This window comes from Streptomyces sp. NPDC048671 (genome assembly GCF_055587045.1).
On sequence record NZ_JBVJHB010000028.1, the window covers coordinates 45,217 to 66,419 of the forward strand.

The following is a 21,203-nucleotide window of genomic DNA, read 5'->3' on the forward strand; positions in this document are numbered from 1 at the left end:
CTCCGGCGATCTACGCTGGCCTGAGACAGGGCGCCGCAGGGCGGCCCTGACGTCGTCGGAGGGAGCAGGTCATGGGCAACCCCGAGGGAGCACGGATTCCCGAGGAACAGCGACTCGGCCCGGTGCTGCGCCGCAGGGAGCAGGTGCAGCCCGGCACCACCGATCAGCGGCTGCTGGACTCCGAGGGTGACTCGGAGTGGGTGCACACCGACCCGTGGCGGGTGATGCGCATCCAGTCGGAGTTCGTCGAGGGGTTCGGCGCACTGGCCGAGCTGCCGAGCGCCATCAGCGTCTTCGGCTCGGCCCGCACACCGGTCGACGCGCCGGAGTACGAGGCGGGCGTGCAGATCGGCAAGGCGCTGGTCGAGGCGGGCTTCGCGGTGATCACCGGGGGCGGCCCCGGAGCGATGGAGGCGGCGAACAAGGGGGCGCGGGAGGCGAAGGGGGTCTCGGTCGGCCTGGGCATCGAGCTGCCCTTCGAGTCCGGTCTCAACGAGCACGTCGACATCGGCGTCAACTTCCGTTACTTCTTCGTCCGCAAGACGATGTTCGTGAAGTACGCGCAGGGCTTCGTCGTGCTGCCCGGCGGGCTCGGGACGCTGGACGAGCTCTTCGAGGCGCTCACCCTCGTCCAGACGGGAAAGGTCACCCGCTTCCCGATCGTGCTGTTCGGCACGGCGTACTGGGGCGGCCTGATCGACTGGCTGCGGGACACGGTGATCGCGCAGGGCAAGGCGTCCGCGAAGGACCTGCTGCTGTTCCACGTCACGGACGACGTGGACGAGGCGGTGTCCCTGGTGACCAAGGAGGTCGGCCGCTGAACACCGGCCTCGCCGGCGTCTGAGGCGCGGGGCCGGGGCGGAGCCCCGGTCGCGCGAGGGGCGGGGAGGGGAACAGGCCCGCCGCGGGCGTCCCGCTCCCGGGCCCCCTTCCCGGCTACGCCAGCCCGCGCCGCGCCACCGCAGGCGCCCGGTGTCCGGCGATGGTCGCCACCATGTCCAGGACGTCCCGCGTCTCCGCCACCTCGTGCACCCGGTACACCCGCGCCCCCAGCCACGCGGACACGGCGGTCGTCGCCAGCGTGCCGGTCAGGCGCTCCTTCACCGGGCGGTCGAGCGTCTCGCCCACGAAGTCCTTGTTGGACAGCGAGACCAGCACCGGCCAGCCCGTCTCCGTCATCTCGCCGAGACGGCGCGTCGCCTCCAGCGAGTGGCGGGTGTTCTTACCGAAGTCGTGCCCCGGGTCGATCATGATGCCGTCTGGCCGGACCCCCAGACCCACGGCCCGCTCGGCCAGCCCCACGGTCACCCGCAGGATGTCGGCCATCACGTCCTCGTACCCGATCCGGTGCGGCCGGGTCCGCGGCTCGGCGCCGCCCGCGTGCGTGCACACCAGCCCCGCCCCGTACCGCGCGGCGACCTCCGCGAGCCTCGGGTCGACGCCGCCCCACGCGTCGTTCAGCACGTCGGCCCCGGCCTCGCAGACCGCCTCGCCGACGTCGTGGCGCCAGGTGTCGACGCTGATCACCACGTCCGGGTGACGCCGGCGCACCTCGGCGACGAAGCCGACGGTCCGGCGGGCCTCCTCCTGGGCGGTGACCTCTTCGCCGGGCCCCGCCTTCACCCCGCCGATGTCGATGATCGCGGCACCCTCAGCCACCGCCTGCTCGACGCGGGAGAGCGCCGGCTCGTCACGGAAGGTCGCGCCCTGGTCGTAGAAGGAGTCCGGGGTGCGGTTCACGATCGCCATGATCACCGGCTCGTGCGCACCGAACTCGCGCCGCCCCAGCCTGAGCGCACCGCTTCGCATCCCGTGTCTCTCCCTGTGAATCCCCTCGGCGGATCACCCGCCGGGTCCGACTGCGACCCTAGCTGTCAGCGCCGCATGGCACGATCGGACCCGGACGAAATTCCGCTCCAGGGGAGATGCGCGTGTTCTGGTTCTTGCTGCTCGCGATGGTGGTGGTGGTCGCCGCGGTCACCCTCGTGGTGATCGGCGGAGGGAGGAGCGCCATCCTTCAGGACGTGGCGCCCGAGCAGCTGACGGATCCGCTGCCCGCGACGCGCCCGGTCGGCCGTGCGGATGTCGAGGCGCTCCGGCTGCCGGTCACCGCCCGCGGTTACCGGATGACGGATGTCGACGAGGCGCTGGGCCGGCTCGGTGCCGAGCTCGCCGAGCGGGACGCGCGGATCGCGGAGCTGGAGTCGGCGCTCGCCGGTGCACAGGCCACCAGGGTGAGCCGCCCCGGCCTCCTCAAGGAGCCCCAGGACCGGCCTCAGGCGCCCTGGGAGACACCGTGGCAGGCGACACAGGAGCAGGAGTCACCGGGGAGCACGCCGCGGCCGGACGAGGAGGACGGGCGATGAGCGGGGGCGCCGAAGCCGCGGCGGACGGCGGTCTGCGCTGCCCGTGGGGCCTGTCCACCGAGGACTACCTCACCTATCACGACACGGAGTGGGGCCGCCCGGTCCACGGCGACGACGCCCTCTTCGAGCGGCTGTGCCTGGAGGCGTTCCAGTCCGGGCTGTCGTGGCTGACGATCCTGCGCCGCCGGGAGGGCTTCCGCGGGGCGTTCGCCGGGTTCAGCATCCCCGCTGTGGCGAAGTTCACCGATGCGGACAGGGAGCGGCTGCTCGCCGACGCGGGCATCATCCGCAACCGCGCGAAGATCGACGCCACCATGGCCAACGCCAAGGTGCTGGCCGGCTGGCGCAGCGGCGAGCTGGACGAGCTGATCTGGTCGTACGAGCCGGACCCGGCCACCCGGCCCGTCCCGCGCACCCTCGGGGACGTGCCGGCGGTCACCGCGGAGTCCACGGCGCTGTCCAAGGACCTCAAGAAGCGCGGACTCCGCTTCATCGGTCCCACCACCGCCTACGCCCTGATGCAGGCGTGCGGGCTGGTCGACGACCATCTCGCCGACTGCGTGGCACGCGGCACCGAGGCGTAGGGCCGGGGTGTCCGGGGCCGGGGCGGCTACCGCCCCAGGTACTTGGGCCGCTCCTTGTCGAGGAAGGCCTGCACCGCGATCGCGTGGTCCTGCGACGCGCCCGCCCGCGTCTGGAGTTCGTCCTCCTTCTCCAGCGCCTCCCCGAGGGTGCGGCCGGCCCCGTACGCGAGGGACTCCTTGAGCGCCGCGTAGGCCACCGTCGGGCCGTCCGCCAGCGTGCGGGCCACCGCTGTGGCCTCGGCGGCGAGCTCGGCGGCGGGTACCAGTTTGTTCACGATGCCCAGGTCGTGGGCGTCCGCCGCGGAGATCGAGCGCGGGAAGAGCAGCAGGTCCGCGGCGCGGCTCCGGCCGATCAGTTGGGGCAGCGTCCAGGAGACGCCCGAGTCGGCCGTGAGCGCGACCCCGGCGAACGAGGTGTTGAACGACGCGGTGTCGGCGGCCACCCGGTAGTCGCAGGCGAGGGCGAAACCGAACCCGGCGCCGGCCGCGACCCCGTTGACCCCGGCGACCACGGGCTTCGGCATCCCGGTGATGGCCCGCACGATGGGGTTGTAGTGCTCCTGCACGGTGCTCAGCGCGTTGCCGCCGTCCTGCTCACGGGCTTCCGCCAGCTTGGCGACGTGCTCCTTGAGGTCCTGGCCGACGCAGAAGGCACGCCCGCCGGCCGCGGTGAGCAGCACCGCCCGCACGGCGGGATCGGCGCCGGCCGACGTCAGGGCGTCACGCAGCGCCACCTTGGTCGCGGTATTCATCGCGTTCATCGCGTCGGGACGGTTGATCGTGATCGTCGCGAGCCCGTCGCTCACTTCGCAGAGCACGGCGTCGGCCATGTTGGGGTCCCCTTTTGCGCCTCGTCCAAAGTCTGTCGAGGCAAGCATGGCCGACTTCGGCGAAGGCGAACATGTGACCTGCGTCTAACAATTCCGCCCCGATGGAGGGGTAAAGGGGACGGAGTATCGCAGTCGGATCGCCGAATTGGGTGGTTTTGAGCGAGCGCGTTGCGCAAGCGATGCAGAGCGATGTTGGTCATCGGGGTCTCCGATGCGGGATAATGGCGTGGAAGCAATGTGTTCGATGCCGGTGAGGCAGCGCCTGTCATGGGGCCGCCGGTTGCGATGAGCTGGTTTCAGGAAGGGGAACGAGCATGGCGGCCATGAAGCCGCGGACGGGCGACGGCCCGCTCGAGGTGACAAAGGAGGGGCGGGGCATCGTCATGCGCGTTCCGCTCGAAGGCGGCGGTCGGCTTGTCGTGGAGCTGACTCCGGACGAGGCCGATGCGCTGGGCGATGCCCTCAAGAAGGTCGTCGGCTGACGCAGAGGCGCCCACACTTCGCTACTGCCCGGCACGGATTCCGTGCCGGGCAGTAGTGCGTTCGGTGACAAGTCCCGGTGGAAGCCCCGGTGACAGGGTTCGGTGACGAGCGGGGAAGCGCGTGACGGCCGGGCAGGCGGGTCAGCCGCGCCGTACCGCGCAGAGCAGACCGTCGCCCACCGGCAGCAGTGTCGCCATCAGCTCCTGGCTCTCGCGGACCGCGCGCAGCAGTTCGCGCAGGCGCAGCACCTCCGCGGGCTGGGGCGCGGAGTCGACCGTACGGCCGTCCGCGAAGACGCCCTCGAAGCACACCAGGCCGCCCGGACGCAGCAGACGCAACGATTCAGCGAGGCAGTCGAGGCTCTCCATCCGGTCGCCGTCGCAGAAAACGAGGTCGTATCCGCCGTCCGCCAGCCGGGGCAGTACGTCCAGGGCGCGGCCGGGGATGAAGCGGGCCCGGTTGGCGGCGAAGCCGGCCGCCCGGAAGGCCTCACGGGCGAACTGCTGGCGCTCGGGTTCCGGGTCGACCGTGGTCAGCACCCCGTCGGGCCGCATGCCGTGCAGCAGATAAATGCCGGACACGCCCGTACCCGTGCCGATTTCGGCGACCGCCTTGGCGTCCGTCGTGGCAGCGAGCAGGCGCAGCGCTGCGCCGGTGCCTGGTGACACCGAGCGGAGTCCCGCGTCCCTGGCCCGGTCCCGGGCCCAGCGCAGTGCTTCGTCCTCGGCGACAAAGGCGTCGGCGAACGCCCAGCTCGTCTGCCGGTTGGCTGTGATGGCCCTCTCCTGTCCCCGTAGTTGGCGCAACGGTGACTGTATCCGCTGCACCCGGGAACCCGCAGATGGGACCGGGCGTTATGAAGGGACAGGGGAAAGCCCGTGGAGCGGGCCCGCGGATCGGGCCCGGTGATCATGGGCAGGCGGTTCCCGGGGCTGTCCCCGGCCCCAGCAGGAAAAAGGCTTATCCGGAGCTAACGGGCGAGGTGGCTATGGTAGGGGCTCCACTGGACACCACCAGAGCCGACAGGGGAGGTGCGGCTGCGCCTGTGGATCGGGGAGGAGTGCTGTGGCGCTTTCTCAGGTCGGCGGGTGAGCCGAAATCCGTGACCAACACTGCTGACCGTTCTTCCAACGACTCCGCAACGACCGCGACCTTCGCCTCGGATGCGCACTCCCAGGCGTGGACGCCGCCCTCATGGGAAGAGATCGTCAGCACGCACAGCGGTCGTGTCTACCGCCTTGCCTACCGACTGACGGGAAACCAGCACGACGCCGAGGACCTCACTCAGGAGGTCTTCGTCCGGGTCTTCCGTTCGCTGTCGACGTATACGCCCGGCACCTTCGAGGGCTGGCTGCACCGCATCACGACCAACCTGTTCCTGGACATGGTGCGTCGTAAGCAGCGGATCCGCTTCGACTCCCTCGGCGACGACGCGGCCGAGCGCCTCCCGAGCCGTGAGCCGTCGCCGCAGCAGATTTTCAACGACACCCACTTCGACGCGGACGTCCAGCAGGCGCTGGACACCCTCGCGCCCGAATTCCGGGCCGCGGTCGTGCTCTGTGACATCGAGGGACTCTCGTACGAGGAGATCGCCGCGACACTCGGCGTGAAGCTCGGCACCGTACGCAGCCGTATCCACCGCGGGCGCTCGCACCTGCGCAAGGCGCTGCAGCACCGTTCGCCCGAGGCCCGTGCCGAGCAGCGCTCGCTGACCGGTGTCCTCGCGGCAGGGGAGGGCGGAGCGTCGTGAGTGGCACAGGTCCGACCTCCGCGGAACAACACCTGGGGGACCGGCTCGCCGCGCTTGTCGACGGTGAGCTCAAACACGATGCCCGTGACCGGGTGCTCGCCCACCTCGCGACCTGCGCCAAGTGCAAGGCCGAGGCTGCCGCCCAGCGGCGCCTGAAGAGTGTCTTCGCCCAGTCGGCCCCGCCCTCTCCCTCCGAGGGCTTCCTTGCCCGCTTGCAGGGCCTTCCCGGTGGACCGGGTGGTGACGACGACAGTCAGGGAAGACCGCTGGGCGGCTCAGGCCGTTTCGGTGAGGGGATCTTCCCCGTGATGCAGCCTCCCGGCAGCCGGGTGGATCCGCCCGCGGGCGGATCCCCGCTGGACGGTTTCGGCTACCTCCCGACCGTGCACGGTTCGGCCGCTGTCCTTCCGGCAGGACCGGCCCGGCCCGCGTTCCGGATTCACGAGGTCAGCCGCGAGGCCGACCGTTCGCCGTGGCGGGGCCGCAGATTCGCGTTCGCCGCTGCCAGCGCCGTCTCCCTGGCCGCCATCGCCCTGGGCGGTGCCCTCCCGACGGACGGGCCCGATTCCCCGGCCCGAGCCGACGGCTCGGGCCGCAGCGTGATACCGCTGGACGCCGACGCGCGTGCGGAGAGCGGCGCCGGCGTCAGCCGCCGAGGCGGTGGCCACGGCACGCTCGCAGCGGCCGGTACCGGCGACCGCCCGGTGTCCCTCGCGATGAACGCCGCGCCGTTGGCGTTCTCCTCGGCATCCCCCCTGCTCGGCACCGGCGGCCTCACGGGAAGCCGGTACGCGCTTCCCGTCCAGACCAATGTGTCCGTGCCTTCGCTGATACGTCCCGGCGGCACCAGCCCGCTGTTCGCCCAGGCCCTCGGCAGCGGACTTTCCACGGCCTCCCCTGAGCCGTCCCGGACCCCCACGTCGGCCGCCGGACTGCCGGTTCCCGCCAACCACGGACTGCCGCTCCTGCCTCGTCGCTGACACGGGTCCGCGCAGGGCATACGTAAACCTGGTTGAATTCCGACAGGATTCCGGGAGGGACGCCCCTTGCGGGGCGTGCAGAGGCCAGTTGTGGCAGTTGCGGGGAGAGCATGGACGACGGGAAGCCCACCGAGCCGAAGGCGAAGTGGTGGAGCCGGCCCACGGCGGGGCGCAGTACGAGCACAGCGCCTCAGGAGCCGTCGCCCGTCGAGGACACGGTGCCCGTGGTGGACCCGACCGGAGCGAGCGGCGGGGCGGAGCCGGAGCCGGAGGATTCCGTGGCGGCCGAGGCCGTGCCGCAGGCCCGGCAGCCGCTCCACGAGCCCGACCAGTACAGCACCCCGCCCTACGGCGGCCCCGGTCCCTGGGCACTCGCGCCCCCCGTGCAGCGGCCGGTCCCGACACCGGCGCACGGCACCCCCGTACCGCCGCCCTACGCGGGGACGAACGGCGCGGGCACGACGCCGGCCTCCGCGCCGCCCCCCGCCCCGCCGGCCGCCTTCCCGCCCCCGACCCCGCTGCCCCAGCAGCCGCAGGGCCAGCCGCAGCCCCACCAGCCGCAGCCCCAACAGCCCCAGCAGTCTCCGCTGCCCCAGCAGCCGCAGGGCCCGCCCCAGCCCCACCAGCCCCAGCCCCAGCCCCACCAGCCCCAGCCCCCGTCGCCGCAGTGGCTCCAGTACGACCCCTGGGGCGCGCCCCGGCAGCCCCTGATCACCAACCCCGGCCCTCCGCTCGGCCCCGGCGGCCGGCGGGGGAACCGGCGCGGGTCCGTCCTCGTCGGCGCGCTGCTCCTCGCCCTGGTGGCCGGCGGCATCGGCGGCGGGATCGGCGCGTACATAGAGCGCAACGGCGGCCTCACCCAGGTCGAACTGTCCCAGGACGAACGCAACGGCGGCGGCCGCGCCCCCGACAGCGTCGCCGGTATCGCGGCCAGCGCGCTGCCCAGCGTGGTCACCCTGCATGTCAGCGGCAGCACCGAATCCGGCACCGGCACCGGCTTCGTCCTCGACAACAAGGGACACATCCTCACCAACAACCACGTCGTCGCCCCGGCCGGTTCGTCCGGCGAGATCACCGTGACGTTCAGCGGCGGCGAGACGGCGAACGCCGAGGTCGTCGGCAAGGACAGCGGCTACGACCTGGCCGTGGTCAAGGTCAGCGGCGTCTCGGGACTCAAGCCGCTGCCCCTCGGCAACTCCGACAACGTGCAGGTCGGTGATCCGGTGGTGGCCATCGGGGCGCCGTTCGACCTGTCCAACACGGTCACCTCCGGCATCATCAGCGCCAAGGACCGGCCGATCACCGCGGGCGGCGAGAAGGGCGACGGCAGCGACATCAGTTACGTCGACGCGCTGCAGACGGACGCCCCGATCAACCCGGGCAACTCCGGCGGCCCGCTGCTCGACACCGACGCACATGTCATCGGGATCAACAGCGCCATCCGCGCCGCGGACAGCGGCTCGACCGCCGAGGGCGGCCAGGCCGGTTCCATAGGCCTCGGCTTCGCCATCCCGATCAACCAGGGCAAGCGCGTCGCCGAGGAGCTGATCAACACCGGGAAGGCCACTCACCCGGTGATCGGCGTCACGCTCGACATGAAGTACACCGGTGACGGAGCCAAGGTCGGGCAGAAGGGCGCCGACGGCAACTCCTCCGTCACGCCGGACGGTCCCGGCGCCAAGGCCGGGATCGAGCCCGGCGACATCATCACCGAGGTGGACGGCCGACGGGTGCACAGCGGCGAGGAACTGATAGTCAAGATCCGGGCGCACCGGCCGGGTGACCGGCTGGAGCTCAAGCTGACCCGCGGTGGTAAAGACCTGACCATGTCTTTGACGCTCGGCTCGGCGACAGGCACGTGACGGCCGGGGGAAGCTACCGCGCGAGCAGTTTCGGCGGGTACCGTGGGCCGGGTCGAGACCTCATCCGATCCGGTCGCGGAGAACACGAGGAGCCGCAAGGTGTTCAATGACATAGGTGCACTCGAGCTGGTGACGCTCGCGATCATCGGGGTGCTCGTCTTCGGTCCGGACAAGCTGCCCAAGGTGATCCAGGACGCCTCGCGCTTCATCCGCAAGATCCGTGAGTTCTCGGAGAGCGCCAAGGAGGACATCCGCACGGAGCTCGGCCCGGAGTTCAAGGACTTCGATTTCGAGGACCTCAACCCCAAGACGTTCGTCCGCAAGCAGCTCATGGACGGCAACGACGATCTGGGGCTGAAGGAGCTCCGGGAGAGCTTCGACCTGCGCAAGGAGGTCGCCGAGGTCACCGATGCGGTCAACGGCCGCGAGTCCGCGTCGGTGGAGGCGAAGAGCGGCGTGTCGGGCGGTTCCGCGGTCACCGCGGCGAACGGCTCGGCGGGCGCTCCCGACCTGCTCAAGAAGCGTGAACAGCCCGCGAAGGCCGATCACCCGCCGTTCGACGCAGACGCCACCTGACACCCGTCAATCCCGACTCGTCCGGACGGTATGGCTATTCTCCATCTGTCCGGTTGTGAGGACGCCCGAGGGGGGCGGGCCGCTCCGGACCCTACGGATCGAGGAGGCGGCCGGACAGATGGAGACAACGAGTCGGGTGGGCGCGGATGGTGCGCCGGAAACAGGCACTGCAGAGGGGGTGCCGACGGCCCGGCTCACGGTCGACGGCTATCTGCGGGCGCCGTTCCCCTGGTACGGACTTGACGAGGCCTTCACCGGGCCGCGCTGGTTGATGCAGGTGGGCACCGCCGCGGACGGCACGGTGCAGCACGGCTCCACCGGACATGGCGACGAGCCCTCGGTACGGAGTGACGCGGGCGAGGACAGACAGAGATTCGCGGTCGTCGTGACCGTGGCCAGCAGCCCCGTGCGGCGCAGCGGCGACGGCACGGGCGTCCTGGACGCGACGACGGTCTCCTCCGCGGCCTGGCTGGCCGGCTCAGGTCTGCTGGCCTACACCTGGCCCGCGCAGATGGACCACACACTGCGGGACGACTGGCTGGACCAGCAGACGGAGACGGCTTTCGAGCTGGCCGACGATCTGGACGGCCCCGCGTGGTCGGCGCTGTCGCTGCCGGTCGACGGTGTGCCGGTGGCCTTCCACTACCGCGAGTCCGAGTTCGGCTGGGTGCTGGCCGGGTCGGCGCACGGCGGGGTGCACATCGGGGCGTACGGGCGGGGGATGAGCGCGTACGGGCTGGGGTTCTCGGCAATCGGGGACATCAGGTCGTACGCGTAGCCGTGGGCGGGCAGGGGGCGCCGCCCCCGGCCCGCCGCGTTCCGTCCGCGGTCAGAACTTGTTGCGCGGGGTGATCCCCAGGGACATGCCGGACAGTCCGCGCTGACGGCCGCTCAGCTTGTCCGCGATGGAGCGCAGGGCCTTGCCCGCCGGGGAGTCGGGGTCGGACAGGACGACCGGCTTGCCCTCGTCGCCGCCCTCGCGCAGCCGCAGGTCGATCGGGATGGAGCCGAGCACCGGCACCTCCGCGCCGACCGTCCTGGTCAGCCCCTCGGCCACCCGGGCGCCGCCGCCCGAGCCGAACACGTCGACCATCTCGTCGCAGTGCGGGCACGGCATGCCCGACATGTTCTCGACGACGCCGACGATCTTCTGATGGGTCTGTACGGCGATCGAGCCGGCCCGCTCGGCCACCTCGGCCGCGGCCTGCTGCGGGGTCGTGACGACGAGGATCTCCGCGTTCGGCACCAGCTGGGCCACGGAGATCGCGATGTCACCGGTGCCCGGCGGCAGGTCGAGCAGCAGGACGTCCAGGTCGCCCCAGTACACATCGGCGAGGAACTGCTGAAGCGCGCGGTGCAGCATCGGCCCGCGCCACACCACGGGGGCGTTGCCCGGGGTGAACATGCCGATGGAGATGACCTTCACACCGTGCGCGGACGGCGGCATGATCATGTTCTCGACCTGGGTCGGCTTGCCGTCCGCGCCGAGCATCCGGGGCACGCTGTGCCCGTAGATGTCCGCGTCCACGACGCCGACCTTGAGGCCGTCGGCGGCCATGGCGGCCGCCAGGTTCACGGTCACCGACGACTTGCCGACGCCGCCCTTGCCGGAGGCGACCGCGTACACCCGGGTCAGCGAGCCGGGCTGGGCGAACGGCACCTCGCGCTCCGCCGTGCCGCCGCGCAGCGAGGCCGCCAGCTCCTTGCGCTGCTCGTCGCTCATCACATCGAGCGTGACCTCTACCCGTGACACTCCTTCGACGCGGGCCACCGCGTCGGTCACGTTCTTGGTGATCGTCTCGCGCATCGGACAGCCGGAAACGGTGAGATACACCGTGACAGCGACTACACCGTCAGGATCGATCTCGACCGATTTCACCATGCCCAGCTCGGTGATCGGGCGGTGGATCTCCGGGTCGTTCACTGTCGCCAGTGCCTCAAGCACCGCGTCTTCCGTAGCCATACACCCGATAGTACGGGTGCGCGCAACGCTCCCGGAAAGGGTGGTGGCGGGCGACGGGAGGGCGTCAGCGGTCTTCGTCACTCTCGGCCGGGGTCAGCGCCCGGCGGTCGTCCAGGTCTCTCACCAGGTCCTCCAGCTCGGAGCGGATCCAGTCGCGGGTGGCGACCTCCCCCAGGCCCATCCGCAGTGCCGCGATCTCCCTGGTCAGGTACTCGGTGTCGGCGATGGAGCGCTCGTTCTGCGCGCGGTCCTGCTCGTGGGTGACCCGGTCGCGGTCGTCCTGGCGGTTCTGCGCGAGCAGGATCAGCGGGGCCGCGTACGAGGCCTGGAGGGAGAGCATCAGGGTCAGGAAGATGAACGGGTACTCGTCGAACCGCAGCTTCTCCGGCGCGACGATGTTCCACACCACCCACACGATGATGATCAGCGTCATCCAGACGATGAACCGCCCGGTCCCCAGGAACCGCGCGATCCGCTCCGAGAACCGGCCGAACGCCTCGGGGTCGTAATCCGGCAGCAGCCGCCGCCCCGGGTCCTTCGGCTGGTCGAGCCGGGTCCTGGGGGTACGGGTCAGGGCCGTCGAGCCGTGCGACGCCCTGGAGCGGTCCTCACCGGCCACGGAGCACCCCCTCGCGGCCGTGGAAGTCGGTCTCCCGCCAGTCGTCGGGCAGCAGGTGGTCGAGCACGTCGTCGACGGTCACCGCACCGAGCAGCGAGCCGCTCTCGTCCACCACGGGCACCGAGACCAGGTTGTACGCCGCCAGATAGCTGGTCACCACCGACAGCGGGGTGCCCGGCGTCAGCGCCACCAGGTCGCTGTCGACGAGCGAGCTGACCAGGGTGAACGGCGGGTCCCGCAGCAGCCGCTGGAAATGCACCGTCCCCAGGTACTTACCCGTGGGGGTCTCGTCCGGCGGCCGGCACACGTACACCTGGGCGGCGAGCGCCGGGGACAGATCCGAGCGGCGGACCCGGGCGAGCGCGTCGGCCACCGTCGCGTCCGGGCGCAGGATGATCGGCTCGGTGGTCATGAGACCGCCCGCGGTCCGCTCCTCGTACGACATGAGGCGCCGCACATCAGCCGCGTCGTCCGGGCGCATCAGCGTCAGCAGCCGCTCCTTGTCCGCCTCGGGCAGCTCGGACAGCAGGTCGGCCGCGTCATCGGGGTCCATCGCCTCCAGGACGTCCGCCGCGCGCTCCTCCTGGAGCTTGCCGATGATCTCCACCTGGTCGTCCTCGGGGAGCTCCTCCAGGACGTCGGCGAGCCGGTCGTCGTCGAGCGCGGCGGCGACCTCCGCCCGCCGCTTCGGGGAGAGGTGGTGCAGGGCGTTGGCCACATCGGTGGGGCGCAGCTTCTCGAACGTGGCGACCAGCGACTCCGCGCCCTGCCCGTGCTCCTCCAGCGAGAAGCCGCTGACCGCCGACCACTCGACCGTCAGGGTCTCGCCCTTGCGGCGCAGCGCCCCGCCCCGGCCCTTGCGGACGTAGTACTTGTCGATCTCCCAGTCGCGGCGGGCCGGCAGCTGCTGGATCGCCACGTCGAGGATGGTGACCTCCTCGCCGGTCTCCACCAGGGTGACCCGCCGGTCCAGGAACTCGCCGAGCACCAGGCGTTCGGTGGGCCGCTGTTCGAAGCGCCGCATGTTGACCACGCCGGTGGTGATGACCTGTCCCGACTCGATGCCCGTCACCCGCGTCATCGGGAGGAAGATCCGGCGCCGGCTCACCACCTCGACGACGATGCCGAGCAGCCGGGGCGGCCGGCCGCCGATCCGGAGCATCGCGACCAGGTCACGGACGCGGCCCACCTGGTCGCCGTTCGGGTCGAAGACCGGCACACCGGAGAGGTGCGAGACGAAGACCCGGGGCGTTCCTGCTGCCATGCCTGCGCCTCCTCCTCCGCCGTCGGCTTACGCATCCGGTCTGTTCTGACAGTTATTGCACCGTTATGACGGGATCAGGCTAGCCCGTACCGCTGCGGGTCGCCCCGGAGAGCCATCGGCACGACTCTCTGCCGGAAGGCGTGGGCCGCACGGGTACGCTGCCGTCTGCCACCCCCCGCCACGCAGATGAGAGGCAGTGCGCCTGTGACCTCTTTTGTCCCGTCCGTCCGGGCCCGCCGCCGGACCGTCGCCCTCGCCGTCGTGCTCTGCGCGGGGCTGACCGCGGCGCTGACCGCGTGCGCGGGCGAGGATCCGGACGAGGGGACCAACGGCATCGGCAGACTGGACGCACCGGAGATCGAGAAGAAGGCGCGGACCGCGGCGGACTCCTCCGACATGGTCAGGCTGGCCGGCACCCTGGTCAGCAAGGGCGGCACGTACAAACTCGACATGCGGCTCAAGGACAAGGGCGGGGCGGGCTCCGTCACGTCCGGGAAGAGCACGTTCGAGCTGCTCCGGATCGGCGACGTGCTCTATCTCAAGGCGCGAGCCGGCTTCTGGAACCACGACACGAAGGGCGCCGGCAAGGCGAGCGACGCGGACGGGGCGGCGGCGGACAAGCTGGACGACAAGTACGTGAAGGTCCCCGAGGACGACCCCACGTACAAGCAGCTGCGCGGATTCACCGACAAGAAGGTGCTGCTCGGCGGGCTGCTCACGCTCCACGGTGAGGTCGGCAAGGGCGACCGCGACGAGGTCGCCGGAGTACGCACCATCCGGATCACGGGCGGCAAGGGCGAGGGCGGCGCGCTCGACGTGTCCCTGGAGGGCAAGCCGTATCCGCTGCGCTTCGCGCGGGGCGGCGGCGGGGGCACCGTCACGCTCGCGGACTGGGGCAAGGACTTCGCGTTGAAGGCCCCGGCCGAGGGCGACACGGTCGACTACGGGCAGCAGCTGCCCAAGTCCTCGTCGTAGGGCCGCCCAAGTCCTCGTCGTAGGAGCGGGACCGGCCCCGGAGGGTGGCCGGGACCGGCTACTGCTTCCTGAGCGAGCGCTTCAGCAGGCGCGGCAGCCCGGCCGGTACCGGCATCCGGGTGGTCGCGGTGGTGGGCAGCGGCGCCGCCGCCCCCGAGCCAGTCGGCAGGTCCGTACGGGAGTCGAGGGGCGTGAGCCGTACGATCCGGCACTCGCGCGCCCAGCGCCCGGTCATCCGCTCGGCGTCCGGTGCGTTCAGCCGCTTCCCCCTGAGCTCGGCGACCGCGGCCTCCCACTCCTCGGAGTGCGGCGCGAGCTGGGCCACCGAGGCCGTCCAGGCGACGAGCCGGCCGCCCTTGTCCTTGCTGCGGACGGTCACCTCGGCGGTGGCGCCGTCCGTGAGGCCGGCGGGGAGCGGCTGCTCACCGGGACCGTCCCCGACGAAGAGCGCCGCACCCTCGTGCCACACGTGCCACAGCGCCCGCGCGGGCCCGGTGCCGCGCACCCAGACCAGGCCCGACTTCTTGGTGGCCTCCTCGACGAGGGCCGTTGCGAGCAGCGTGTCAGCAGCAGTCATGCCGCAGAGCTTACGACCTGGTGCGCGACAGGGAGCGGGCTCGCGGCGGTCAGAGCCAGCCGTTGCGCTTGAGCATGCGGTGGATGGAGAAGCAGAGCACCCCGATGAAGCCCAGCACCATCGGATAGCCGTACGTCCAGCGCAGCTCCGGCATGTGTGTGAAGTTCATGCCGTAGACCCCGCAGATCATCGTCGGCACGGCGATGATCGCCGCCCAGGACGTGATCTTGCGCATGTCCTCGTTCTGCGCGACGGTCGCCTGCGCCAGATTGGCCTGGAGGATGGAGTTCAGGAGCTCGTCGAAGCCGACGACCTCTTCCTGCACCCGGACGAGGTGGTCCGCGACGTCCCGGAAGTACTTCTGGATGTCCGGGTCGATGAGCCGCATCGGCCGCTCGCTGAGCAGCTGCATCGGGCGCAGCAGCGGCGAGACGGCCCGCTTGAAATCCAGCACCTCGCGCTTCAGCTGGTAGATCCGGCCCGCGTCCGAACCGCGCGGGCCGCCTTTGTCCGGAGTGGAGAAGACCTCGATCTCCACCTCGTCGATGTCCTCCTGCACCGCGCCCGCCACCGCGATGTACCCGTCGACGACATGGTCGGCGATGGAGTGCAGGACGGCCGACGGCCCTTTGGCGAGCAGCTCGGGGTCGTCCTGGAGCCGGTGGCGCAGCGCGCGCAGCGAGCCGTGGCCGCCGTGCCGCACGGTGATGACGAAGTCCCGGCCGGTGAAGCACATCACCTCGCCGGTCTCCACGACCTCGCTGGTCGCGGTCAGCTCGGCGGGCTCGACGTAGTGAATGGTCTTGAAGACGGTGAACAGGGTGTCGTCGTACCGCTCCAGCTTCGGCCGCTGGTGGGCGTGCACGGCGTCCTCCACGGCCAGCGGGTGCAGCCCGAACTCCCGGGCGATACCGGCGAATTCCTGCTCGGTCGGCTCGTGGAGGCCGATCCAGGCGAAGCCGCCGTTCTCCCGTACCCGGAGCATCGCCTCGTGCGGCGTTCGGCAGGTGCCGTCCACTTCCGCGAGGCGGCGTCCGTCGCGGTAGACCGCGCAGTCCACGACCGCGCTTGAGGCGGACGGGTCACGGGTGGCGTCGTAACTGCTGTGCAGGGTGTTGGCCTTGCGCAGGGACGGGCGCACCACAGCGCGCAGGTCACGGATCATCGACATGGCTGGCTCCTTCACGGAGGGCCGTCGGCGAGGGCGTGGAACAGCCCGGAATGGGGACGTGGGCTCACGTCCGCAAAGCGGGCGGCACCGCGGCGGCGCGATGACGGCGTTCGCTACAGACAGGCAAAAAAGGAGTGCTCTTCCGTCGTGCGAAATGCCATGGGCCTTGGCCGGGAAGGCGTCAGATCACAGAAGAAAGGTGTCGAGCGGAAGAGCGGTTGGTACTGCACGGTCGACTTGGATCCACCGCAGCCCCACCTCCTCCGGTCGGTCCCCCATGGGGGATGACGTTTCGTCGGGACTTGAGAGCAACGCTTTGCGTGCCGTCCCGACCGGCGGGCCCAGGCTATCAGCCGGCACAGGGCCAATCTCTTACTTTGCCCGTTCCATACGCGTCCTATGCTCGCCGCATGGCAGAAATTCTTGCTCCGGTCGAGGCCCGTCTGCGGACGGCCCTGGGTGAACCGGACGCACGCGCGGCAGTGACGTTCCTCGGCACGGACCGGATCGAGGTGCTCAGGTTCATCGACGGCGACGTGGTCAGGTACGCCACGCTCGGCATGTCCGCGCAGCCGATGGCCGACCCGGCCGACTCCCTCGCCGACCCCGTGAAGGGGCCGCGGGCCGAGCTGGTCCTCTCGGTGCGGGCCGGCCTCGCCGACACCGACCAGGTGCTGCGCAAGCTCGCCGTGCTGGCCGCGTCGCCGCAGGTGGAGGGGGTGATCGTGGCCCCCGGCGCCTCGCTGGACCTCGGTGAACCGCTGTGGCCGGGGGCGCCGTTCAGCTCGGTGCTCGTCGCCGAGTCCGGCGGGCTGGTCGAGGATCTGGAGCTGGACGCGCCCATGGAGGCGGTGCGGTTCCTGCCGCTGCTGCCGATGACGCACAACGAGGCGGCCTGGAAGCGGGTCCGGGGCGCACAGGAGCTCCAGGAGCGGTGGCTGTCCCTGGGGACGGACCTGCGCGACCCGCTGCGCGCCTCGGTGGCCCTGGACTGACGCCGGTGAGGCCCCGGTTGCCTCAGTTGGCGAAGACCGTGACGCCGTCCTCGGTGGAGTGCTTCGGTTCCAGCTCCTGCGCCTCGTGCGTCAGCGCCGAGCGCCGTACCCGGATGACGATCGCGCCGATGACCGCGGCGAGGGCGGCGATCACGAACGGGATGTGGATGTTGCTCCACTCCTCGATCTTCGGGGCCAGGAAGGGCGCGGCGGCCGCGGCGAACCAGCGGACGAAGTTGTACCCGGCGCTGGCCACCGGGCGCGGCGCGTCGGACACCCCGAGTGCGAGCTCCGTGTAGACGGTGTTGTTCATGCCGATGAAGGCGCCGGAGACGATCGTGCAGACGATCGCCGCGGTGTGGTTTCCGTAGCCGAGGACCACCAGGTCGGCGGCGAGCAGCACCAGTGAGCCACCGACCACCTTGAGCGAGCCGAAGCGCTTCTGCAGTCTCGGCGCGACGAGCACCGAGAAGACCGCGAGCAGCAGGCCCCAGGCGAAGAAGACGGCGCCGGACTTGTACGGCGACATGTTCAGCACGAACGGCGTGAACGCCAGGATCGTGAAGAACGCGTAGTTGTAGAAGAACGCCGAGGTGGCGACGGAGGCGAGCCCGCCGTGGCCGAGCGCCTTGACCGGGTCGAGCAGTGACGTCTTCCGGGCCGGCCTGGGCTGTTCCTTGAGGAACGCCGTGATGCAGACGAAGCCGATCGCCATCAGCGCGGCCGTGCCGAAGAACGGGTAGCGCCAGCTGGCGTCACCGAGCAGTGCGCCGAGCAGCGGCCCGCAGGCCATGCCGAGGCCGAGCGCCGACTCGTACAGCAGGATCGCCGCCGAGCTGCCGCCCGCCGCCGCACCGACGATCACGGCGAGCGCGGTCGACACGAAGAGGGCGTTGCCCAGGCCCCAGCCGGCCCGGAAGCCGACGAGCTCCGCGACGGAGGACGAGGTGCCGGAGAGCGCGGCGAAGACCACGACGAGCGCCAGTCCGGCCAGCAGCGTCTTGCGCCCGCCGATGCGGCTGGAGACGAAACCGGTGACCAGCATCGCGACGGCGGTGATCAGGAAGTAGGAGGTGAAGAGCAGGGACACCTGGCTCGGCGTCGCCTCCAGGCCCTTGGCGATGGACGGCAGAATCGGGTCCACCAGGCCGATTCCCATGAACGCGACAACGGAGGCGCCCGCCGTGGCCCAGACGGCCTTCGGCTGGCGCAGGATGCTGACCGTTCCTTGATCGAACGGATCCTCTCCTGGCATGGGTCACTCACTCTCCACTAGGTCGTTGTGTTATGCACAGAATAAGTTAGAGGGGCTAATAAGTGCAAGCTACATCTAAATCCCCTGGTGGGAGCCGCGCTGCGGAAGGGTGATCGTCCTTGACGCGGCGACGGCCGGGGAGGACGGTTGGTTGGTATGAGGGGCGAACCCAGTTGCCCGAAGTGCGGAGGCCGGGTCAAGGCGCCCGGTTTCTTCGACGACACCTGGCAGTGCGACGTGCACGGCAGCGTGCACCCGATGCAGCCGGTCATCCCGCCCAGCGTCGAGGCGCTCGGTGTGGTGGTGCACCGCGCCCGGGTGCCGGTGTGGATGCCCTGGCCGCTCCCGGTGGGGTGGCTCTTCACCGGTGTGGCGTGCGCGGGCGACGACCGCGGCGGCGGCCGGGCCACCGCCGTCGCCTGCTCCGGACCGGGGCCGCTCGGCGGCATCGGTGAGCTGCTGCTCGTAGCCGAGGAGCTCGGCGTCGGACTCGGTGCGCGGTACGCCGGTGTGGACGGCCCCGACCCGGGCCCGTATCTGCGGGTGGACGGGCCGCCGGACGTCAAGGTGCTCGCCGCCGGGCGCCCGACCCCGCTCTGGCACGTGAAGGACGCCCCCGACGACCGGGCGGTCTTCGCCGGCGAGGCGTGCGGCCTGTGGCTCTGGGCGGTCGTCTGGCCCGAGCAGTCGGGACTCCTGATGTACGACGAGCTGGTGCTGACCGATCTGCGCGACGCCGAGGGGGAGGTCGACCTCGTCCCCTGCGGCGCGCTCACGCCCCGGCTGCTGGGCGGACGCTGAGGCGCTGCCGGGCGGCCTCCGGCCGGGTCCGGAATCCACCCGTCCGCCGGTTATCCTTGGGCGTTCCCCCATCCGTCCGCGAGCACTGGAGTCCGCGTCGTGCGCATCGACCTGCACACCCACTCCACCGCGTCGGACGGTACGGACACCCCCGCCGAGCTGGTCCGCAACGCCGCCGCCGCGGGTCTGGACGTCGTCGCCCTCACCGACCACGACACGGTCCGCGGGCACGCCGAGGCGATGGCGGCCCTGCCCGAGGACCTCACCCTGGTCACCGGCGCCGAGCTGTCCTGCCGGCTCGACGGCGTGGGCCTGCACATGCTGGCGTACCTCTTCGACCCCGACGAGCCCGAGCTGGCGCGCGAGCGCGAGCTGGTGCGTGACGACCGGGTGCCGCGCGCCAGGACCATGGTGCGCAAGCTCCAGGAGCTGGGCGTGCCCGTCGAGTGGGAGCGGGTCGCGCGGATCGCCGGGGACGGGTCGGTCGGGCGGCCGCACATCGCCACCGCGCTGGTCGAGCTCGGCGTCGTCGAGACCGTCTCCGACGCCTTCACCCCGCAGTGGCTCGCCGACGGCGGCCGCGCCCACGCCGAGAAGCACGAATTCGACCCGTTCGACGCGATCCGGCTGGTCAAGGCCGCCGGCGGCGTCACCGTCCTCGCCCACCCCGCCGCCGTCAAACGCGGCAACGTGGTCCCCGAGTCCGCGATCGCGGAGCTGACCGCCGCCGGGCTCGACGGCATCGAGACCGACCACATGGACCACGACGAACCGACCAGGGCCAGATTGCGCGGGCTCGCCCGCGAGCTGGGACTGCTGACCACCGGGTCGAGCGACTACCACGGCAGCCGCAAGACCGTACGGCTCGGCGAGAACGCCACCGACCCCGAGATCTACGGCGAGATCACCCGGCGCGCCACGGGAGCCTTCCCGGTGCCGGGAGCCGGCGGACCGCTCGTCCCGTAACGGCCCACGCGCCACACCTTCACCCGGCCGCGCCGCAGCGCGACGCCGTCCGTTCCACCCTCCGCGCCCCGGTCCGCCGCGGCTGCCGTCAGGACCCTCCGGCGGACGCCGGTCCGGCACCCCGTCCGGTGCGCTGCTCCCAGCCGAATTCCCGCTCTCTCCCCGCAAGGCTCACTGTGTTCGACGTAGCTGTCTTCGGATCCCTTTTTCTCACGCTTTTTGTGATTATGGATCCGCCCGGAATCACCCCGATCTTCCTGGCCCTCACCGCCGGCCGCCCCGCCAAGATGCAGCGCAGAATGGCACTCCAGGCGGTCTCCGTCGCCTTCGGCGTGATCGCCGTCTTCGGTCTGCTCGGCCAGCAGATCCTGGACTACCTGCATGTCTCCGTACCCGCGCTGATGATCGCGGGCGGACTGCTCCTGCTGCTGATCGCGCTGGACCTGCTGACCGGCAAGACCGACGAGCCGACGCAGACGAAGGACGTCAACGTGGCGCTCGTACCCCTGGGCATGCCACTGCTCGCCGGTCCCGGCGCGATCGTCTCGGTGATCCTCGCCGTGCAGCACGCCGACGGCGTGGGGAGCCAGGTCTCGGTCTGGACGGCGATCGTCGCCATGCACATCGTGCTCTGGCTGACCATGCGTTACTCGCTGCTGATCATCCGGGTCATCAAGGACGGCGGCGTCGTGCTCGTCACCAGGCTGGCCGGGATGATGCTCTCCGCCATCGCCGTGCAGCAGATCATCAACGGTGTCACCCAGGTCATCCAGAACGCCTGACCCGGCCCCGCGCACCACAGCGCCCCCGTACGGTCCATCCGTGCGGGGGCGCTTCGTCTTTATGTCCGTAAAGCGTTACGAAGCCGAGGTGTCGGCCGGGCGGATATAGATGCGCTGGCCCAATGCGGCGGCCTGCTGCACGATCCGGTTGACGGAGGCGGCGTCCACGACGGTGCTGTCCACGGCGGTACCGTCGACATCGTCGAGTCGCATGATCTCGAAGCGCATATGGCTTCCCTTCGTCTGATCCTCCTGCTGGAGAACTACTGGGAGGACGGGTGACCCGTCCGCAAGGATGAGGAGCGCCAGGCTGTACGTCTCGCGCCCCACGGGGTGTACAACGGCTTGCCTCCTGCAATCATTCCCTACGCTAAGGAAATTTTTTGGATGTCTAAGTACCAGCA

At 70.9% G+C, this 21,203-nt stretch carries 24 protein-coding genes; 14 read left to right on the forward strand and 10 right to left on the reverse strand.

Going from position 1 to position 21,203, the window contains the following annotated elements; genetic code table 11:
- Positions 1-71: 71 nt before the first annotated feature.
- Entirely contained in the window at positions 72-821 is a 750-nt protein-coding gene (locus ACZ6S6_RS36310; protein ID WP_362957570.1) for an LOG family protein, read from the forward strand.
- Positions 822-936: 115 nt separating this feature from the next.
- On the opposite strand, the gene folP is transcribed toward ACZ6S6_RS36310, so the two are convergent.
- Positions 937-1,809, reverse strand: a complete 873-nt coding sequence (gene folP / locus ACZ6S6_RS36315; protein ID WP_362957567.1) for a dihydropteroate synthase — start codon at positions 1,807-1,809, stop codon at positions 937-939.
- 122 nt (positions 1,810-1,931) lie between these two features.
- Here folP and ACZ6S6_RS36320 point away from each other — a divergent pair, with 122 nt between their 5' ends.
- Positions 1,932-2,366, forward strand: a complete 435-nt coding sequence (locus ACZ6S6_RS36320; RefSeq protein WP_362957564.1) for a hypothetical protein — start codon at positions 1,932-1,934, stop codon at positions 2,364-2,366.
- Positions 2,363-2,950: a DNA-3-methyladenine glycosylase I gene (locus tag ACZ6S6_RS36325; protein WP_362957561.1), complete on the forward strand. Its 588-nt coding sequence runs from the start codon at positions 2,363-2,365 to the stop codon at positions 2,948-2,950. Before ACZ6S6_RS36320 ends, ACZ6S6_RS36325 begins: the two co-directional genes overlap by 4 nt.
- A 26-nt stretch (positions 2,951-2,976) precedes the next feature.
- Here ACZ6S6_RS36325 and chcB read toward each other — a convergent pair whose 3' ends face one another.
- Complete coding sequence (gene chcB, locus ACZ6S6_RS36330) at positions 2,977-3,780, reverse strand: 2-cyclohexenylcarbonyl CoA isomerase (RefSeq protein ID WP_469709314.1); 804 nt, start codon at positions 3,778-3,780, stop codon at positions 2,977-2,979.
- 314 nt (positions 3,781-4,094) lie between these two features.
- Between chcB and ACZ6S6_RS36335 the strand changes: the two genes are divergently transcribed.
- Positions 4,095-4,262 (forward strand): DUF3117 domain-containing protein, encoded by a 168-nt coding sequence (locus ACZ6S6_RS36335; RefSeq protein ID WP_003966491.1) that lies wholly within the window; start codon positions 4,095-4,097, stop codon positions 4,260-4,262.
- A gap of 141 nt (positions 4,263-4,403) precedes the next feature.
- Here ACZ6S6_RS36335 and ACZ6S6_RS36340 read toward each other — a convergent pair whose 3' ends face one another.
- Positions 4,404-5,069 carry an O-methyltransferase gene (locus tag ACZ6S6_RS36340; RefSeq protein ID WP_123523731.1) on the reverse strand — a complete coding sequence of 222 codons (666 nt, stop codon included), beginning with the start codon at positions 5,067-5,069 and terminating at the stop codon, positions 4,404-4,406.
- A 182-nt stretch (positions 5,070-5,251) separates the two neighbouring features.
- Between ACZ6S6_RS36340 and sigE the strand changes: the two genes are divergently transcribed.
- From sigE to ACZ6S6_RS36365, 5 genes are all read left to right on the forward strand, one after another.
- Positions 5,252-6,013 (forward strand): RNA polymerase sigma factor SigE, encoded by a 762-nt coding sequence (gene sigE / locus ACZ6S6_RS36345; RefSeq protein ID WP_362957555.1) that lies wholly within the window; start codon positions 5,252-5,254, stop codon positions 6,011-6,013.
- A complete protein-coding gene (locus tag ACZ6S6_RS36350; protein WP_469709316.1) occupies positions 6,010-6,993 on the forward strand; it encodes a zf-HC2 domain-containing protein in 984 nt (327 codons plus the stop codon). The genes sigE and ACZ6S6_RS36350 overlap by 4 nt, the downstream gene beginning before the upstream one ends.
- Before the next feature lie 110 nt (positions 6,994-7,103).
- Complete coding sequence (locus ACZ6S6_RS36355) at positions 7,104-8,855, forward strand: S1C family serine protease (RefSeq protein WP_469709318.1); 1,752 nt, start codon at positions 7,104-7,106, stop codon at positions 8,853-8,855.
- Between the two features lie 99 nt (positions 8,856-8,954).
- Positions 8,955-9,431 (forward strand): sec-independent translocase, encoded by a 477-nt coding sequence (locus ACZ6S6_RS36360; protein WP_362957546.1) that lies wholly within the window; start codon positions 8,955-8,957, stop codon positions 9,429-9,431.
- A 118-nt stretch (positions 9,432-9,549) separates the two neighbouring features.
- On the forward strand, positions 9,550-10,209 hold the full coding sequence (locus tag ACZ6S6_RS36365; protein WP_362957543.1) for a hypothetical protein: 660 nt from the start codon (positions 9,550-9,552) through the stop codon (positions 10,207-10,209).
- Between the two features lie 51 nt (positions 10,210-10,260).
- Here the strand turns inward: ACZ6S6_RS36365 and ACZ6S6_RS36370 are convergent, their stop codons facing one another.
- From ACZ6S6_RS36370 to ACZ6S6_RS36380, 3 genes are all read right to left on the reverse strand, one after another.
- Positions 10,261-11,394: an Mrp/NBP35 family ATP-binding protein gene (locus ACZ6S6_RS36370; protein WP_362957540.1), complete on the reverse strand. Its 1,134-nt coding sequence runs from the start codon at positions 11,392-11,394 to the stop codon at positions 10,261-10,263.
- 64 nt (positions 11,395-11,458) lie between these two features.
- Positions 11,459-12,013 carry a DUF1003 domain-containing protein gene (locus ACZ6S6_RS36375; protein ID WP_362957537.1) on the reverse strand — a complete coding sequence of 185 codons (555 nt, stop codon included), beginning with the start codon at positions 12,011-12,013 and terminating at the stop codon, positions 11,459-11,461.
- Complete coding sequence (locus tag ACZ6S6_RS36380; protein WP_362957534.1) at positions 12,003-13,277, reverse strand: magnesium transporter MgtE N-terminal domain-containing protein; 1,275 nt, start codon at positions 13,275-13,277, stop codon at positions 12,003-12,005. The genes ACZ6S6_RS36375 and ACZ6S6_RS36380 overlap by 11 nt, the downstream gene beginning before the upstream one ends.
- Positions 13,278-13,481: 204 nt before the next feature.
- On the opposite strand from ACZ6S6_RS36380, the gene ACZ6S6_RS36385 reads away from it, so the two are divergent.
- The gene (locus ACZ6S6_RS36385; RefSeq protein WP_469709322.1) at positions 13,482-14,252 is read left to right on the forward strand and encodes a hypothetical protein; all 771 of its coding nucleotides are present in this window, start codon (positions 13,482-13,484) and stop codon (positions 14,250-14,252) included.
- A gap of 58 nt (positions 14,253-14,310) precedes the next feature.
- On the opposite strand, the gene ACZ6S6_RS36390 is transcribed toward ACZ6S6_RS36385, so the two are convergent.
- Positions 14,311-14,829: a hypothetical protein gene (locus ACZ6S6_RS36390; RefSeq protein WP_469709323.1), complete on the reverse strand. Its 519-nt coding sequence runs from the start codon at positions 14,827-14,829 to the stop codon at positions 14,311-14,313.
- A 49-nt stretch (positions 14,830-14,878) separates the two neighbouring features.
- A complete protein-coding gene (locus ACZ6S6_RS36395; RefSeq protein WP_362957526.1) occupies positions 14,879-16,000 on the reverse strand; it encodes a magnesium and cobalt transport protein CorA in 1,122 nt (373 codons plus the stop codon).
- 410 nt (positions 16,001-16,410) lie between these two features.
- Here ACZ6S6_RS36395 and ACZ6S6_RS36400 point away from each other — a divergent pair, with 410 nt between their 5' ends.
- Positions 16,411-16,995, forward strand: a complete 585-nt coding sequence (locus ACZ6S6_RS36400) for a suppressor of fused domain protein (protein WP_362957523.1) — start codon at positions 16,411-16,413, stop codon at positions 16,993-16,995.
- A 22-nt stretch (positions 16,996-17,017) separates the two neighbouring features.
- Here the strand turns inward: ACZ6S6_RS36400 and ACZ6S6_RS36405 are convergent, their stop codons facing one another.
- A complete protein-coding gene (locus ACZ6S6_RS36405) occupies positions 17,018-18,250 on the reverse strand; it encodes an MFS transporter (RefSeq protein WP_362957520.1) in 1,233 nt (410 codons plus the stop codon).
- A gap of 156 nt (positions 18,251-18,406) precedes the next feature.
- Here ACZ6S6_RS36405 and ACZ6S6_RS36410 point away from each other — a divergent pair, with 156 nt between their 5' ends.
- The 3 genes from ACZ6S6_RS36410 to ACZ6S6_RS36420 all read left to right on the forward strand — a co-directional run bounded on the left by ACZ6S6_RS36410 (position 18,407) and on the right by ACZ6S6_RS36420 (position 20,799).
- Positions 18,407-19,051 carry a DUF6758 family protein gene (locus tag ACZ6S6_RS36410; RefSeq protein ID WP_362957518.1) on the forward strand — a complete coding sequence of 215 codons (645 nt, stop codon included), beginning with the start codon at positions 18,407-18,409 and terminating at the stop codon, positions 19,049-19,051.
- A gap of 99 nt (positions 19,052-19,150) precedes the next feature.
- Positions 19,151-20,017 carry a PHP domain-containing protein gene (locus tag ACZ6S6_RS36415; protein ID WP_469709326.1) on the forward strand — a complete coding sequence of 289 codons (867 nt, stop codon included), beginning with the start codon at positions 19,151-19,153 and terminating at the stop codon, positions 20,015-20,017.
- Between the two features lie 176 nt (positions 20,018-20,193).
- The gene (locus ACZ6S6_RS36420; protein WP_362957512.1) at positions 20,194-20,799 is read left to right on the forward strand and encodes a MarC family protein; all 606 of its coding nucleotides are present in this window, start codon (positions 20,194-20,196) and stop codon (positions 20,797-20,799) included.
- 75 nt (positions 20,800-20,874) lie between these two features.
- On the opposite strand, the gene ACZ6S6_RS36425 is transcribed toward ACZ6S6_RS36420, so the two are convergent.
- Positions 20,875-21,027, reverse strand: a complete 153-nt coding sequence (locus ACZ6S6_RS36425; protein ID WP_199884445.1) for a hypothetical protein — start codon at positions 21,025-21,027, stop codon at positions 20,875-20,877.
- Positions 21,028-21,203 lie beyond the last annotated feature (176 nt).

What these genes read in the sequence shown, in the direction of transcription:
- ACZ6S6_RS36310 (WP_362957570.1), top strand. Translation starts at nt 72, where the DNA reads ATGGGCAACCCCGAGGGAGCACGGATTCCCGAGGAACAGCGACTCGGC.
- folP (WP_362957567.1), bottom strand. Translation starts at nt 1,809, where the DNA reads ATGCGAAGCGGTGCGCTCAGGCTGGGGCGGCGCGAGTTCGGTGCGCAC.
- ACZ6S6_RS36325 (WP_362957561.1), top strand. Translation starts at nt 2,363, where the DNA reads ATGAGCGGGGGCGCCGAAGCCGCGGCGGACGGCGGTCTGCGCTGCCCG.
- chcB (WP_469709314.1), bottom strand. Translation starts at nt 3,780, where the DNA reads ATGGCCGACGCCGTGCTCTGCGAAGTGAGCGACGGGCTCGCGACGATC.
- ACZ6S6_RS36335 (WP_003966491.1), top strand. Translation starts at nt 4,095, where the DNA reads ATGGCGGCCATGAAGCCGCGGACGGGCGACGGCCCGCTCGAGGTGACA.
- sigE (WP_362957555.1), top strand. Translation starts at nt 5,252, where the DNA reads ATGGTAGGGGCTCCACTGGACACCACCAGAGCCGACAGGGGAGGTGCG.
- ACZ6S6_RS36355 (WP_469709318.1), top strand. Translation starts at nt 7,104, where the DNA reads ATGGACGACGGGAAGCCCACCGAGCCGAAGGCGAAGTGGTGGAGCCGG.
- ACZ6S6_RS36365 (WP_362957543.1), top strand. Translation starts at nt 9,550, where the DNA reads ATGGAGACAACGAGTCGGGTGGGCGCGGATGGTGCGCCGGAAACAGGC.
- ACZ6S6_RS36370 (WP_362957540.1), bottom strand. Translation starts at nt 11,394, where the DNA reads ATGGCTACGGAAGACGCGGTGCTTGAGGCACTGGCGACAGTGAACGAC.
- ACZ6S6_RS36380 (WP_362957534.1), bottom strand. Translation starts at nt 13,277, where the DNA reads ATGGCAGCAGGAACGCCCCGGGTCTTCGTCTCGCACCTCTCCGGTGTG.
- ACZ6S6_RS36390 (WP_469709323.1), bottom strand. Translation starts at nt 14,829, where the DNA reads ATGACTGCTGCTGACACGCTGCTCGCAACGGCCCTCGTCGAGGAGGCC.
- ACZ6S6_RS36395 (WP_362957526.1), bottom strand. Translation starts at nt 16,000, where the DNA reads ATGTCGATGATCCGTGACCTGCGCGCTGTGGTGCGCCCGTCCCTGCGC.
- ACZ6S6_RS36400 (WP_362957523.1), top strand. Translation starts at nt 16,411, where the DNA reads ATGGCAGAAATTCTTGCTCCGGTCGAGGCCCGTCTGCGGACGGCCCTG.
- ACZ6S6_RS36405 (WP_362957520.1), bottom strand. Translation starts at nt 18,250, where the DNA reads ATGCCAGGAGAGGATCCGTTCGATCAAGGAACGGTCAGCATCCTGCGC.
- ACZ6S6_RS36410 (WP_362957518.1), top strand. Translation starts at nt 18,407, where the DNA reads ATGAGGGGCGAACCCAGTTGCCCGAAGTGCGGAGGCCGGGTCAAGGCG.
- ACZ6S6_RS36425 (WP_199884445.1), bottom strand. Translation starts at nt 21,027, where the DNA reads ATGCGCTTCGAGATCATGCGACTCGACGATGTCGACGGTACCGCCGTG.